This window comes from Microbacterium sp. JZ70, from assembly GCF_053903225.1.
Genome location: NZ_CP096405.1, coordinates 700,240 through 714,622, shown reverse-complemented (window position 1 = coordinate 714,622; position 14,383 = coordinate 700,240). Strand labels below are relative to the sequence as shown.

Here is a 14,383-nt window from a genome sequence, read left to right as displayed (position 1 = left end):
TCTGCAGTATGTCGCGGTTCAGGTCGTGACGGGCACGTACATCACGACATGGAGGTCGGAGGCGTCGGACGGCACGAGCCGATGGTGCTCGAACGCGAGCAGACCCGCCTCGCGATGCCGGAACATCCGCCGCCGCGACGCGAAGCGCAGGATCTCGAGCTCGGCCCACTGGACGCGGAAGTCGTCGCTCGCTGCGCGCAGCCGCTCGACGATCGCGCGATGCCGCGGGGTCGCGAGGCGGACGCCCGCCTCGGCGCGGAACTCCGCGAGGAACCGCCGGCTGTCGCGCTCCCAGTCGGGCAGCATCTCGCGCAGCTCGGGGTCGGTGTAGACGAGCCACAGCAGGTTGCGGTCGGCGTCGTCGAGGGTCGCGATCCGCGGGTACAGCCAGGCGTACCGGGCGTTCCATCCGGCGATCGCCCAGTCGGTCGCGACGATGAACGCGGGGAAGTCGAGGGCGTCGACGAGCCGCTGCAGGTGGTCGGGCACCGCCTCGCGCTCGGGCGCGGGCTCGGCTGACTCCTGCTCGGCGAGCGCGAAGACGTACTCCGTCTCGACCGAGGTCAGCCCGAGCACGCGCGCGACGGCGGCGAGCACCTGGCGGGAGACGTTGATGTCGCGCCCCTGCTCGAGCCACGTGTACCAGGACCCGCTCACGCCGGCGAGCGTCGCGACCTCCTCGCGGGTGAGACCGGCGTCGCCGCGGCGGGCGGTCAGCGGCAGTCCCAGGGCGGAGCGGCTCGTCGTGCGGCGGCGCGCGAGAAGGAACTCGCCGAGCTGCTCGCGACGAGGAGTGCGCGGCCGGATCACGCTTTGATGGTACTGCGAGTACCGGTACTGACCGCATCTCCCGCTTCCTCGTGCGACGTGCGGAGATGGGAGCATGCCCGCACTCCGCTCTCGCACCATCACGCACGGCCGCAACATGGCCGGCGCCCGCGCACTGCTGCGCGCCGCCGGCGTCCCCGGCGCCGACATCGGCCGGAAGCCGATCATCGCGGTCGCCAACTCGTTCACCGAGTTCGTGCCCGGCCACACGCACCTCGCGCCCGTGGGCCGCATCGTCTCCGACGCGATCACCGCCGCGGGCGGGGTGCCGCGCGAGTTCAACACGATCGCGGTCGACGACGGCATCGCCATGGGCCACGGCGGCATGCTCTACTCGCTGCCGTCTCGCGACCTCATCGCCGACTCGGTCGAGTACATGGTGAACGCACACTGCGCCGACGCCCTCGTGTGCATCTCCAACTGCGACAAGATCACGCCCGGGATGCTGCTGGCCGCTCTGCGCCTCAACATCCCGACCGTGTTCGTCTCGGGCGGACCCATGGAGGCCGGCCGCGCGACGCTCGTCGACGGCACCGTGCGCACCCTCGATCTCGTCGACGCGATCTCGGAGGCCGTGAACGAGAACGTCTCGGATGCCGACATCCAGCGCATCGAGGAGTCGGCCTGCCCCACCTGCGGATCGTGCTCGGGGATGTTCACGGCGAACTCGATGAACTGCCTCACGGAGGCGATCGGCCTCTCGCTCCCGGGCAACGGATCGGTGCTCGCGACCCACACCGCGCGCCGCGCGCTCTACGAGAAGGCCGGCTCGCTCGTCGTCGACATCACGCGCCGCTACTACGACGAGGACGACGCCTCGGTCCTCCCGCGCAGCATCGCGACGCCTGCCGCGTTCGGCAACGCGATGGCGCTCGACATCGCGATGGGCGGGTCGACGAACACGATCCTGCACCTGCTCGCTGCCGCGCACGAGGCCGGCGTCGCATTCGGGCTCGATGAGATCGACGAGGTCTCGCGCCGCGTGCCGTGTCTCGCGAAGGTCGCGCCGAACGTCGCGAACGGCCGGACCTACTACATGGAGGATGTGCACCGCGCGGGCGGCATCCCCGCGCTCCTCGGCGAGCTGCGGCGCGGCGGGCTCCTCGACGAGAACGTGCACACGGTGCACGCGCAGACGCTGGGCGCCTGGCTCGACGAGTGGGATGTCCGCGGCGGCTCCGCGAGCGACGAGGCCGTCGAGCTGTGGCACGCGGCTCCCGGCGGGCGCCGCTCGGCGACGGCCTTCTCGCAGTCCGAGCGCTGGGCGGCGCTCGACCTCGACGCCGAGGGCGGCTGCATCCGCGACGTCGCGCACGCGTACTCGAAGGATGGCGGACTCGCGGTCCTGCGCGGCAACATCGCCGTCGACGGCGCGGTCGTGAAGACCGCGGGCGTCGATCCGTCGATCTGGACGTTCTCGGGCCCCGCGGTCGTGTGCGAGTCGCAGGACGAGGCGGTGCAGAAGATCCTCGCGAAGGAGGTCGCGGAGGGCGACGTCGTCGTGATCCGCTACGAGGGCCCCAAGGGCGGGCCGGGCATGCAGGAGATGCTGTACCCGACGTCGTTCCTCAAGGGCCGCGGCCTCGGCAAGAGCTGCGCGCTCATCACCGACGGCCGCTTCTCGGGTGGCACGTCGGGTCTCTCGATCGGACACGTCTCCCCCGAGGCCGCGGCGGGCGGGCTCATCGCGCTCGTGGAGGACGGCGACATCATCTCGATCGACATCCCCACGCGCGCGATCTCGCTCGACGTCGCACCCGAGGAGCTCGAGCGCCGTCGCGCTGCGCTCGAGGCGGGCGGGGGCTACCGGCCGAAGAACCGCGTCCGCGAGGTCTCGCCCGCGCTGCGCGCCTACGCGGCCTTCGCGCAGTCGGCCGACAAGGGCGCTGTCCGGATCGTCCCCGAGAACTGATCGGGGCATCCGGATGCGAGAGGATGGTCGGGTGCTGCGCCCCGCTCAGACCGACGACGCCCCGGCCATCCTCGCGCTGCGCGATGCGCTCGCCCGCTGGCATCTCTCGCGCGGCATCCGCCAGTGGACGCCCGGGCAGGTGCCGCTCGCCGAGATCCAGGCGCAGATCGCGGATGGCCAGTGGCACGTCCTCGATGATCGCGACGGGATCGAGGCGACCGTGCGGGTGCTCGACGACGACCCGCTCTTCTGGCCCGACGCCGAGGGAGACGACGCCGGATACATCCACGGCCTCATGGTCGCGCGCTCACGGGCCGGCGAGGGCCTCGGCGGGCGCGTCCTCGCGTTCGCCGAGGGGATGATCCGCTCGCGCGGGTGGGCAGCGGCGCGGCTCGACTGCGTCGCCTCGAACGCCGATCTGCGCGGCTACTACGAGGGCCGCGGGTACGTCTTCCAGGGCATCCGCGAGTTCCCGCCGGAGATCGGCCGCGTGCCGGCCGCGCTCTTCGAGAAGCCGCTGGGCTGAGGATCGTGGGCGGAGTTCCCCGCTCCCCCGCTCGGTGAGCCGGGGCGTCCGCCCACGATCGGCTGTCAGGAGGGGATCGCCACCGTGAGCTGGCGCATCCGCTCACGCTGCGACGCCGCCTCGGCATGCTCGACATGGAAGCAGTCGGCGTGCGCCGCGCGGAGCGCCACCATCACCTCGCGCGAGACGTCGAGGCGATCCACGGGCTGTGCGCCCTGGGGGAACGCCCGCACATCGTCGAAGTCGTTGTCGTCGAGCAGCAGCAGGACGTAGGGCGGGATGCCCTCGGGCGTCGCGAGCGGAACCAGGGCGTACCCCGTGGCGCCTATGTCGGCGAGGACGGTCGCGAAGCGCTGCGAGACGATCGGTGCGACGGGCGTGCTCGACCAGAGGATGTCGCCGAGGCGGCCGCCGCGCTCGAACGCGAGTCGCAGCGGCGGGAGCGACGCGATATCGCCCGCGGCGAGGACCTCGTCGATCGCGCGCCCGTCGGGCAGCTCCCACCAGCGCTCGTCGTCCCATCCGTCCCAGGCGATGAGAGCCCAGGCGTCGTCATCCGCGCAGCAGCCCTCGATGACCTCGCGGCCCGCGTAGCCGCGGCGGCCGCCGATCTGCTTGAGCACGGGTCACCGCCCCGTCGGACGGTGGTAGCCGTCGGTCAACGGCGGGAAATGCGGGATGGGCACGGGTCGCTGCGACGGGTGCCTCCCGTTCGCGGCGCCGGCACGGCGGAAACCGTCGCGTCTGTGGGGGTCTGCGTTCTGCAGGGGTTCGATCATGGTGCACGTCCTCGTCTGTCGTGTGGTCTTCGTCGATCACGCGATGTCGCACTCCCGGGTGCGAGGGCAACGCCGGCGGCGCGAGTGCGCCGCCGGCGTTGAGGAGGCCTCTTACTTGAAGGCGTCCTTGACGTTCTCTCCGGCCTTCTTGAGCTTCGCGCCGAACTGGTCGGCCTCGCCCTCAGCCTCGAGCTCTTCGTTGTCCGTGGCCTTGCCGGTGGCTTCCTTCGCCTTGCCCGCGATGTCCTGCCCGGCGTTCTCGATCTTGTCGTCGAGTCCCATGGGGCCTCCTCTCGTCGTGCCTTCGGTCGTGCAGACCATTCGACTACACGCGACGGGCAGGCAGAACGGGGTTGACAGAGCGAGGAGGAGAAGGCAGGGGTCCTGCGCGCCTCTTATCGCTCGTATCTCTTTGCGAATGTGGAGTTATCCACAGTTTGGGATTGTTCGCTGGAATGTCCGATGGGGTGGGTAGTGTGGGGGTATGTCGAGGACGATGCCGCGGGAGGATGCGGGGGTGGGTTGGGAGCCCACTCCGGCGGAGGTCGCGGTGACGCGTTCGGCGGTGGAGCGGGCGCGTCGGGCGCGGGCTTTGCGGGCGGAGGCGGATGCGCTGGAGATTCAGGCGCTGGCTGAGGCGGGGGAGGTCGCGCGGGCGCAGTTGGCGAGGTCGGGGGCGGTCTCGTCGCGGTATGACTTCCCGTTCCGGGCGATGGCGGGGGAGTTCGCGGCGGCTCTGGGGGAGTCGAAGGGACGGATGCAGACCCGCATGGGGGATGCGATGGTGCTGGTGGGGTCGTTCCCGGAGACGTTCGCGGCGCTGGAGGGCGCGCGGATCACGGGCCGGCACGCGGACGTGATCCGGCAGGTCGGGATGCGGCTGCCGGACGGGCTGCGGGAGGTGTTCGAGGCCGCGGCCGTCGGGTACGCGGAGGGTGCGACGCCGTTCGATACGCGGATGTTCGCGGAGGCTCTGGCGGAGAGGCTGGATCCGCGGTCGTTCTCGGATCGGCATCGGTCGGCGATGGCGCGGCGGGGTGTGTGGGTGAAGGTGCTCCCGGATGGGACGCAGGCGCTGGAGATCGTGGGCGAGGCGACCCGGATCCAGGCGATCGCCCGGGCCCTGCGCCAGCACGCACGGGACCTGGCCCGACAGGAACGCCGCGCCGCCGAAACCACCACCGGTGGGGGCGCGGGCGCCGCGGGTGCGAGCGCCGCGGGTGCGGGCGTCGCGGGTGCGGGCGTCGCCGGTGGGTCGGGTGTGCGGTTCGAGGATTCGGAGCGGGTCGGTGAGGGTGGGGAGGGGCCGCGGACGGCGAAGCAGATCGCGTCGGACCTCGCCGTGGAGGTCCTGTCCGCCCTGTGCAGCGACCCCGACGACACCCCCGCCCCCTGGACCACAGACACGAACGCAGACGGCGCGGGCGCGACGGACGCGGGCACGACGGATGTCGGCGATGCGGACGCGGGCGCGAGCACGACGGACGCGGGCACGACGGAGCCGGGCGCGGACGCGGTGACACCGGATGCGGACGACGTGAACGTGGACGCCGCGGGTGCGACCGCGGACATGGATTCGGCGGCCCCCGATGCGGCCGCCGAGGACGACGGCGCGAGCCCCGACGCGGACGATGTGAACGCGGGCGCGGATTCCGATGTCTCGGATGCCGCGGGATCGCCCGCCCGGACCGACACGGGAGCTCATCCGCCCGGCACGGGCGACGCTGACCCTTCGAACACGGCGTCCGCGCGCGGCGCGCTGCTGTCGGTGCGGGGCTTGGTGGGGGATGTGGATCGGGTGCTGTCGCGGGTGCGGGCGGTGGTGCAGGTCACGGTCGCGGCGACGACGCTGGCGGGGTTGGATGATGAGCCGGGGTTCCTGGCCGGGTACGGGCCGATCGACGCGGACACGGCCCGGAAGCTCGCGGGGAACGCGGCGGGGTGGGAGCGGGTGTTCTGCCACCCGGACACCGGGGCGCTGCTCACCGTCGACCGGTACACCCCCACCGCGGCGCAGAAGCGGTACCTCCTCGCCCGCGACGAACGCTGCCGCACCCCCGGGTGCCGCAACCTCGCGATCACCGCCGACCTGGACCACACCATCCCGTACGCCCAGGGCGGTGTCACGGACGTGGGCAACCTCGCCTGCCTGTGCGAGGGATGCCACCAGGACAAGCACCACACGCCCTGGCAGGTCCGACAGCTCGGCGACGGGGTCCTGGAATGGACCAGCCCCGCCGGACACACCTACACCGAGAAACCACCCCCGCAGGTCCGCGCGGAAGCCACCCCGAACCCGCTCATCGCCGACGCCCTCGCCCGCCACCACCGCGACCGCGAGCACGCCGAGCAGCGCCGCCACGCCCGCCAGCACGAACGCGAACAGGAGCGCGAGCAGGAACAGCGCCAGCAGGAACGCGAACAGCACCAGCGGGAACAGGAGGAGCAGCGCCAGCGGGAGCAGGAGGAGCGGGAGAGGGAGCGGCGGCTGCACCTCGAGATCGAACAGGACATCCAGGAATGGCTCCGCCACTACTGGACAACCCCCGAATACCTCGCCCAAGCCCTCCTCGACGCCGACGACATCGCCCACCACGAAGACCTCGACCACGGCACGCCCGCACGCATCGAACCGCAACCGCAGCTCGCCACAGCAGCACGCTGAAACCGGCCCGCCGGCGGAGGCCCGGACGGGCGGACGCAGGGCGGACGGAGACGCGGGCGACGGAATCGCGAGGAGGCCCGGGCCGACGGAAACGCGGCGGCCCGACGGAAACGCGGCGGACACGGACGCGAGGAGACGCGAAGGCGCGGAGAGCCCCGGCTACGACACGGCAGGTGCGATGTGCTCCTCGACGAGCGTGACACCGCCGAGCACGTTGGCCGAGGTCGCCAGCTCCTCGAGCCAGGCTCGGTTCAGTTCGGGCGCGACCGGCTCATCGAACTCGAAGCGCAGCGGGATGGCGGGGTGCACCCAGATCGTGCTTCGGCCCGCGGGCTCGCCCTCGGGATGGCGCCACGAGACGGCGAAGCTCTCGTGGCGGCGGAGCTTGGTCACGATCACGACTTTGAGGTGCGCGAGGGTGCGATCCTCGATCGCGATCGGCAGCGACTCGGAGCCGTAGTAGAGGACGCCCATGCGCTCGACCCTACGCGACGCCGCGGCCGGTCACGAGGCGACGGCGCCGTCCTCCGCATCTCCCTCCGCCGCAGCCGCACCCTCGACGAGCGCCTTGAACCGCTCGAGGTCGCGCTGCATCGGGCGGTCGCCGAGCTCGGAGCCTGTGCCCTCATCGCCTTCGACCTCCCACGCCATGCGCAGCACGATCCGGGTGCCCGTGCCGTCGCGCGAGAGGTCGACACGGCCATTGTGGAAGACGCCGTCGGTGCTCTGCCAGGCGAGACGCTCGGGAGGGGTCTGATCGACGATGTCGACGTAGAAGTCGTCGGAGACGCCCTCGATCGTGGCCGACCATCGCGAGCGCACCTCGTCGATGCGCCGCACGGAGTCGATTGCGTCGATGTAGTCCGGGAACGACTCGACCGCCGTCCAGCGACGGTAGGCCTCCTCGATCGGCACGTCGACGTGGATCTGCGCAACCTGCGTGGTCGTCATCTTCCCTCCCCAGGGCTGACGTCGGGCGTCGGGCCGCCCTCCTGGTGAACAGATCCTAGACCCGTGGTGGGCATGCCGCACCCACCTTCCCGTCAGCCCGAAGAGACCCGGTCCAGCAGACCCCCCTCGTCGACGAGCTCGAGCGCGAGCACCCGGTACCCCGCCGTCTCGAAGAACACGGTCATCCGATCCTCCTCGACCTCCATGACGGTGCCCTCGCCCCACTCGCGATGACGCACGCGATCGTCCGCGCGGAACGCCGCATCCGGCGCGTCTGACACGTCTGACACGGCAACGTCCGTCAGATCAGGCCCCTCTCCCCGCTCCTCCGCGCACACATCGCAGTTGCCGCACGCGTCGGCGAGCTCCTGGCCGAAGTAGCCGAGGAGCACCTGGCGTCGGCAGCGCCGGGCCTCGGCATACGAGCGGAGCATCTCGATGCGCGATCGGTCGATGCGCTCCCGGTCCTCGACGTGCGCGAGCGCGGCGTCGACCGCCGAATCGTCGTCCACCCCGCGTACGAGCGCGGCCCCTCGCCGGTCGAGGCGCACCGTGCCGGTGTCGGACAGGAGCGTGAGCAGGGCCGAGACCCTGCGGGCCGGGACGCCCGCGGCATCCGCGATCTCCGCGCGGCGCCGGCGTCCGTCACGGATGGCTCGGAGAACACCGCGCAGATCGTCGGGATCGGCAGAGCGGGCCGCGAAGTACCGGCGCAGCGCGAGGTCCTCGGGCCGATAGTGCAGCGTCGCCTGCGCTGCCTCGCCGTCGCGACCGGCGCGCCCCACCTCCTGGTAGTACCCATCGAGCGACTCGGGTGCATCGGCATGCACGACGAAGCGCACGTCCTCCTTGTCGATGCCCATCCCGAACGCCGAGGTGGCCACGACGACGTCGACCTCGCCGTCGAGGAACGCCTCATGCACGCGATGGCGCTCGGCGGCGCGAAGACCCGCGTGATAGGCCGCTGCGCGCACGCCGCGATCCGCGAGCTCGTGCGCGTACCGCTCGGTGTCCTTCCGCGTCGAGGTGTACAGCAGACCCGTGCCGCGGAGACCGGCGACCTCGTCGACGACGGCGGAGCGCTTGGCGGCGTCGTCGCGATGGCGGCGGACGGCGAGAGAGATCTCCGGACGATCCATGTCGCCCACGAGCACCGCGGGCTCGCGCATTCCCAGGCGCCGAACGATCTCCTCGCGGACGGGCGTCGACGCGGTCGCCGTGAGGGCGACGATCGGCGGGCGCCCCAGCCGATCGGCGAGCCCTCCGAGGAGGAGGTAGTCCGGGCGGAAGTCGTGCCCCCACGACGTGATGCAGTGCGCCTCGTCGACGACGAGCAGCGAGACATCGCATGCGGCGAGCGCGTCGAGGACGTCGTCCTTGACGAGCTGCTCGGGTGCGAGAAGCGCGTACTCCGCGTCGCCCTCGCGAATCCGACGCCAGGCCTCTCTCTGAGCGCGCACGCCGCGCGCGGAGTTCAGTGCGACGGCACCGGGCGCGGATGGCGCATCTCCGAGCCCGGCGAGCTGATCCTCCTGCAGGGCGATGAGCGGCGAGACGACCACCGCGAGCCCCGGGCGCAGCGCACCGGCGACCTGGTACACCGCGGACTTGCCCGATCCGGTCGCCCAGACCGCGAGCACGTCACGCCCCTCGACCGCCGCCGCGATCGCCTCCGCCTGCTCAGGGCGAAGCCGATCCAGCCCGAAGCGCTCGCGCGCGGTGCGCTCGATGTCGGCGCGGCTCATCCCTCGTCGCCATCGGCCGGGCCGCGTCCCGCGTCGAAGCGGGCGCGATACCGCTCCTCGGCCTCGTCGAGCAGCGCGTCGGCGAGTCTCGCGACGGGTTCGACGTCGGCGAGCAGCGGCTCGCAGTCGGGGCCGCGACCGGCCTCGCGGCCGCGCAGAACCCACGCATAGCGCTCGGCGTCCTTCTCCTCCAGGTGGCGGTATTGGCAGAGCTGGCGGGCGAGCCAGTCGTCGAGCGGGCGCGTCCACCATGGTTCCGGATCGAGCGGGTTCACCGACAGGCCAGGCAGCTCGAGGCCGCTCTCGGTATCGATGCTCGTCCGCGACGCGTCGGCATCGGGCCCCGCGGAGTAGCGCACGTGCAGGCCCCTCGCCGCGCGGACCGCGGCCGCGAGCTCCTCGAGCGTGCGCAGAACGGGCAGGCTCATGCGAACACCACCGCCATCCCGCCCTCCGGCCGCGCCGGGATGCGCCGCAGGCTGATGCGCAGATCCTGCGGCAGAACCTCGTATCGCGAGCTGTTGACGAGCAGCGACAGCGCCTCGGCGACGAGATCGGATGTCGCGAGCTCGCCGGGGCACCGGTGCGCTCCGAGGCCGTCGCCGACGCCCTGCGCGACGATCGCGTGCGGCGAGGCGTCCGCGAAGCGGAACGGGTCGAACACGTCCGGCCGCTCCCAGAGCTCGGGCGAGTGGTCGGTGCCGTAGAGGTCGAAAAGGAGGCACTGGCCCGCCGGGAACTCCTCTCCGCGCAGGCGGAACGGCGCGGTCGCGATCCCGCCGATCATCGGGAAGAAGGGGTAGAAGCGCCGCACCTCGTCGGCCATCCAGCGCGTCGTCTCGGCGTCGCCGGTCCCGACCCGTGCCGCCCATTCCGGATGCGCGTGCAGCGCGTGTCCCGCGAACGCGACGAACCGGGCCACGGCGACGACGGGGCGCAGGAGGTTCAGCAACTCGACCGCGGCGACCTCGACGTCGAGCGGGCGGCCATCCTCCTCGTGGTGCGCGAGGCGACCGACGATCGAGACGGCGTCTCCGCGGGATCGGGCGGAGGACACGAGCGACGCCGCCCAGCGCTCGACCCGGCGACGGTGCGCGCGTGCCGCCCAGTTGCGGGGGCCGATGCTCGCCGCGCTGTCGATCATGCCGCGCAGGCCGGCCGTGATCGCGCGCTCCTCCACGGGCGGCGGCATCACCCCGACCCAGTGGAACGCAGCGCGTGCGAGCGCCGTCGTCGCGACATCCAGCAGACTCGTCCGCTCCCCCGACACCTCCTCCACCGCGGCGCCCCACTCGGAGCGGAACAGCGCCACGAGCGTCCCGCGCCCGCGCTCGGCGATCTCGAGGAGGAGCGCGCGGCGCACGCGGTGCCGTTCGCCCTCGAGCGCCTGGACGCTGCCCTCGTCCTGCAGGAGGTGCATCGCGGATCGCGGGATGGCGCCGCTGCGTCGGAAGCCGCCGGCGCCGAAGACGTGGGCGGCCTCGGATCCGCGGGCGACGACGACGGGGCGCCCGACGAGCCGGGTGCGGAAGGCGTCGGCCTCGACGTCCCGGTATCCGCGGAGGCCGAAGGCGTAGCCGTCGCGCGCGAGGCGGTGGGTGGCGTCGAGGCACAGCGTCGGGATGCCGTCCGCGGCGGATCCGTCGGAGGGCCTCGAGGGCGCGGAGGCGGATGCGGTCATGCTCCGAGGTAATCAGGGCGCAGGGCCGGATCCCACGGGGTTGACAGGCGCCTCCGGCACGGGGCAGCCCGACGAAGGGTATCTTCGCGCGCCCTCGCCCCTCACGTTCGGCAGGCGTTGTCAACCCGTGTGCTCCGGAGGATCGCGGACGCGACACTGGACGGCACATCAGCGGACGGATCGACAGCGCTGTCGAGAGCGGAGGAGAACCGTGAGCGTGATCTCAGATGCCCGAGAGGCCCGGAGCGCGACGCCGGAGGCCGTGCGGTCGCTCGGCGCGCGGCTGATCCCGGTGACCCTGACCTGCTATCAGGTCGCCGTGGGCGACCAGGTGCGCGGATACCTCTGCTGCACGGGCGAAGGATGGGAGTGCTACGCCGGACGCGCCCTGGACACCGCCGAGGACCTCGGCGTGCGCCGGACGCTCCTCGAGGCCGTGCGCACCGTCGTGGGGTAGCGCCGCTCAGCCCTCGTGATCGCTTCCGAGCACGACGCCCGCGAGCGATCCGGAGAGCTCGTGCCGCGCCCGCTGCCGTTCGGCGCCTGTGCCGCGCACGAGGATGTCCCGCGCGCCGGTCTGCGCCCGCTTCGCATCGCCGTTCGCGCGCAGGGCCGCGCGGACGTGACCCAGCAGCGCCTCGACGGCATCCGCCGCGGGCACCGCGCGCCCCGCGCCCGGGTCGACGAGGTCGCCGCGAACGCCCCACCGCGCCGCCATCCACGAGGCGAGGCGGATGGCCGGCGTCGGGATGTCGGGAGCCGGCTCGCCCGCGCGCCATGCCGCGGCCGCGGTGTCGACGAGGGCCCGCACGAGGACGGCGATCGTGATCGTGTCCTCGGGATCGAGGCAGACGTCGGCGACGCGGATCTCGACGGTCGGATGGTGCCGCGACAGACGAGCGTCGAAGTAGAGCTGCCCGTCGTCGAGGATGCCGCCCGTCGCGAGGAGCGACTGCACGAGCTGCTCGTAGCGGGCGGGCGTGTGCAGGAGCTCGAGCGGACCGGCGGTCGGCCACTGGTGCCAGACGACATGGCGGTAGCTCGCGTACCCCGTGTCGGCGCCGTCGCGGAAGGGCGAGTTGGCGCTGAGTGCGAGGAGGATCGGCAGCCACGCGCGGATGCGGTCGAGGACGGCCACTCCCTCCTCGGCGTCCGCGATGGACACGTGCACGTGGAGGCCGCATTCGAGCGTCGCCGCGGCGAGTCCGCGGAAGCGCTCCAGCACCGCGTTGTAGCGCGGGCTCACGCTCGTGTGCGGCCGGCCGCGGATGGGCGACGTGGCGAGCGCGACCGCGCGCGCATCGAGCTCGCGAGCGAGACCATCCGCTGTCTCCCGCCCCGCGAGCACGAACGACCTCAGCTCGTCGGCCGTCGCGCACGGGGGCGAGATGACCTCGAGCATCTCCTGGTCCATCTCCGACTCGAGCGCGAAGCCGGCCAGCTCGCGGCCGGCCGCCTGCGCGAGGATCTCGGGCGCGAGCGGACGCGGCCGCCCCGTGGTCGCGTCCACGAGCAGCAGCTCCTCCTCCACGCCGAATGTCCTCATGCTCGAGTATCCGCACGTGCGCTCGCGCGACGGGAGGTGCTTGCCGGAAGGGCTCCGGATCGGGTAGCGGGCGCGTAACAGAGCCTTCACACGGCGCGGGATCGGCCGCAACACGGCTCCGCTCGAATGAGACGACCATTCGAGCCCGGCGACGAGGAGCCAGATGACCACGTCCACGCAGTCGCGTCCCACGATCTCCGCCCCGACCGCACCGCCCTCCCCCGCCAGGCGGCTGCTCCCCGCGAGCCGACGCCGACCGGGCCCGCTCCTCGTGACGGCCCTGTTCTCACTCGGCTGGGTCTTCATGTACGCCGATCGGAACATCCTCTCGCCCGTGATGACGGTGATCCAGGAGGAGTGGGGCCTCTCGCGCACCGAGCTGGGCCTGATGTCGACGGTGTTCTTCCTCACCTACGCGCTCATGCAGATCCCGACGGGGTACATCGCCGATCGGTTCGGCCGCGTGCGGGTCGTGGTCGTGGGCTACGTGCTCTTCGGAATCGGCACCATTCTGAGCGGCTTCGCGTCGACGTTCCTCATCTTCCTCATGTTCCGCGCGTTCACGGGCGTCGGCGAGGGCACGTACTACAGCCCCGTGTACGGCATCTCGTCGAGCTACGTCTCGAAGCGCTGGCGCGGCGTCTCGGCGGCCGTCATCAACAGCGGGATGGCCGTCGGCATCTCTCTCGGATTCATCGGGTCGAGCTATCTGACCTTCACGCTGGGCCTGCCGTGGCACGTCACCTTCCTCGTGTTCGGCATCGCGACGGTCGTGGTGGCCGGGCTCATCCACTACTTCCTCGCGCCGATCGACGACGAGCACCGCGCGCAGCTCGCCGCCGCGCGCACCGTCGCGACTCCCGACGCGCCGGCGCGACGCGCGCTCTTCTCGCGCAACCACCTGCTCACGTACGTGCTGATCTTCTGCTCGCTGTACGGCTTCTTCTCGATGCTCACGTGGCTGCCGACCTACCTGCAGCAGGTGCGCGACGTCGCCCCCGCGCAGACGGGGATCATCGCCTCCCTCGTGCCCTGGGCCTCGATCCCCGGGGCCATCGTGCTCAGCATGCTCGCCCGCCGGATGTCGAACACACGGCCGCTGATCATCGCCCTCGCGCTGCTGGGCGGCCTCTGCCAGATCCTCGTTCCGCTCACGGGCGACTACGCGCTCATGATCGCGGGACTCGTCGTCTACGGCCTCGTGGGCAAGCTCGCGCTCGACCCGATCCTCATCGCGTTCCTGGCCGAGAACACGCCTCAGGAGATGTACTCGCGGGCGTACGGCTACTTCAACTTCGCCGGGATGCTGTCGTCGATCTTCGCTCCGTACATCACCGGCGCCCTCGCCGACGCGACCGGCATGCTCGAGTCGGGCTTCTATCTCTCCGCAGCGCTCCTCCTCGTGGGCGCGATCGCGTTCTGCTTCACGAAGCCCGCGCGCGTGGAGGCGTGAGGCCGGGCGGGGCGGTCACCGGGTGCCGCGGCCGCCGCCGCAGGCTGCGGGCCTCCTTGGCGGCCTCGACGGCCTGCACGACCTGGGACACGACGACCACCCCCACCATGAAGACCGCCACTCCCGCGAGAACGAGCACCTCGACGACGGCGCTGGCGGCGGATGCACCGCGCACGAGCACCTCGCTTCCGACCGACTGGACCGTGGACATCGGCTTCTCCCTCTTCGAACGACGGTGATCCCACTCTCGCGGGCGGCAGCCGCGAGGGGATCACCCCGGAGGCCGAACCGCGTCAT

The 14,383-nt window shown here is 72.0% G+C and carries 15 protein-coding genes; 5 read left to right on the top strand and 10 right to left on the bottom strand.

The window, feature by feature from the left end; genetic code table 11:
- Positions 1–18: 18 nt before the first annotated feature.
- Entirely contained in the window at positions 19–810 is a 792-nt protein-coding gene (locus M1D46_RS03235) for a helix-turn-helix domain-containing protein (RefSeq protein WP_456286597.1), read from the bottom strand.
- A gap of 73 nt (positions 811–883) precedes the next feature.
- Here M1D46_RS03235 and ilvD point away from each other — a divergent pair, with 73 nt between their 5' ends.
- Positions 884–2,740, top strand: a complete 1,857-nt coding sequence (gene ilvD / locus M1D46_RS03230) for a dihydroxy-acid dehydratase (RefSeq protein WP_456286596.1) — start codon at positions 884–886, stop codon at positions 2,738–2,740.
- Between the two features lie 31 nt (positions 2,741–2,771).
- On the top strand, positions 2,772–3,266 hold the full coding sequence (locus tag M1D46_RS03225; RefSeq protein ID WP_456286595.1) for a GNAT family N-acetyltransferase: 495 nt from the start codon (positions 2,772–2,774) through the stop codon (positions 3,264–3,266).
- A gap of 65 nt (positions 3,267–3,331) precedes the next feature.
- Here M1D46_RS03225 and M1D46_RS03220 read toward each other — a convergent pair whose 3' ends face one another.
- Both M1D46_RS03220 and M1D46_RS03215 read right to left on the bottom strand, forming a co-directional pair.
- Positions 3,332–3,889: a hypothetical protein gene (locus M1D46_RS03220; protein ID WP_456286594.1), complete on the bottom strand. Its 558-nt coding sequence runs from the start codon at positions 3,887–3,889 to the stop codon at positions 3,332–3,334.
- Between the two features lie 267 nt (positions 3,890–4,156).
- Positions 4,157–4,327 (bottom strand): CsbD family protein, encoded by a 171-nt coding sequence (locus M1D46_RS03215; RefSeq protein ID WP_271174638.1) that lies wholly within the window; start codon positions 4,325–4,327, stop codon positions 4,157–4,159.
- A gap of 235 nt (positions 4,328–4,562) precedes the next feature.
- Here M1D46_RS03215 and M1D46_RS03210 point away from each other — a divergent pair, with 235 nt between their 5' ends.
- Positions 4,563–6,710, top strand: a complete 2,148-nt coding sequence (locus tag M1D46_RS03210) for an HNH endonuclease (RefSeq protein ID WP_456286593.1) — start codon at positions 4,563–4,565, stop codon at positions 6,708–6,710.
- Positions 6,711–6,869: 159 nt separating this feature from the next.
- On the opposite strand, the gene M1D46_RS03205 is transcribed toward M1D46_RS03210, so the two are convergent.
- The 5 genes from M1D46_RS03205 to M1D46_RS03185 all read right to left on the bottom strand — a co-directional run bounded on the left by M1D46_RS03205 (position 6,870) and on the right by M1D46_RS03185 (position 11,087).
- The gene (locus M1D46_RS03205) at positions 6,870–7,184 is read right to left on the bottom strand and encodes a DUF7882 family protein (RefSeq protein ID WP_271172676.1); all 315 of its coding nucleotides are present in this window, start codon (positions 7,182–7,184) and stop codon (positions 6,870–6,872) included.
- Positions 7,185–7,214: 30 nt separating this feature from the next.
- Positions 7,215–7,661, bottom strand: coding sequence for an SRPBCC family protein (locus M1D46_RS03200; protein WP_456286592.1), 447 nt, complete (start codon positions 7,659–7,661; stop codon positions 7,215–7,217).
- A 92-nt stretch (positions 7,662–7,753) separates the two neighbouring features.
- Positions 7,754–9,406 (bottom strand): RecQ family ATP-dependent DNA helicase, encoded by a 1,653-nt coding sequence (locus tag M1D46_RS03195; RefSeq protein WP_456286591.1) that lies wholly within the window; start codon positions 9,404–9,406, stop codon positions 7,754–7,756.
- Positions 9,403–9,834 (bottom strand): DUF6098 family protein, encoded by a 432-nt coding sequence (locus tag M1D46_RS03190; RefSeq protein WP_324013121.1) that lies wholly within the window; start codon positions 9,832–9,834, stop codon positions 9,403–9,405. Before M1D46_RS03190 ends, M1D46_RS03195 begins: the two co-directional genes overlap by 4 nt.
- Entirely contained in the window at positions 9,831–11,087 is a 1,257-nt protein-coding gene (locus M1D46_RS03185; RefSeq protein ID WP_456286590.1) for a cytochrome P450, read from the bottom strand. The genes M1D46_RS03190 and M1D46_RS03185 overlap by 4 nt, the downstream gene beginning before the upstream one ends.
- Before the next feature lie 211 nt (positions 11,088–11,298).
- Here M1D46_RS03185 and M1D46_RS03180 point away from each other — a divergent pair, with 211 nt between their 5' ends.
- The gene (locus M1D46_RS03180; RefSeq protein ID WP_271172671.1) at positions 11,299–11,544 is read left to right on the top strand and encodes a hypothetical protein; all 246 of its coding nucleotides are present in this window, start codon (positions 11,299–11,301) and stop codon (positions 11,542–11,544) included.
- Between the two features lie 6 nt (positions 11,545–11,550).
- Here the strand turns inward: M1D46_RS03180 and M1D46_RS03175 are convergent, their stop codons facing one another.
- Entirely contained in the window at positions 11,551–12,633 is a 1,083-nt protein-coding gene (locus M1D46_RS03175) for a carboxylate-amine ligase (RefSeq protein ID WP_456286589.1), read from the bottom strand.
- Between the two features lie 163 nt (positions 12,634–12,796).
- On the opposite strand from M1D46_RS03175, the gene M1D46_RS03170 reads away from it, so the two are divergent.
- Complete coding sequence (locus M1D46_RS03170; protein ID WP_456284324.1) at positions 12,797–14,086, top strand: MFS transporter; 1,290 nt, start codon at positions 12,797–12,799, stop codon at positions 14,084–14,086.
- Here the strand turns inward: M1D46_RS03170 and M1D46_RS03165 are convergent.
- Positions 14,058–14,297 (bottom strand): hypothetical protein, encoded by a 240-nt coding sequence (locus M1D46_RS03165; RefSeq protein WP_271172668.1) that lies wholly within the window; start codon positions 14,295–14,297, stop codon positions 14,058–14,060. The genes M1D46_RS03170 and M1D46_RS03165 overlap by 29 nt on opposite strands.
- Positions 14,298–14,383: the final 86 nt, after the last annotated feature.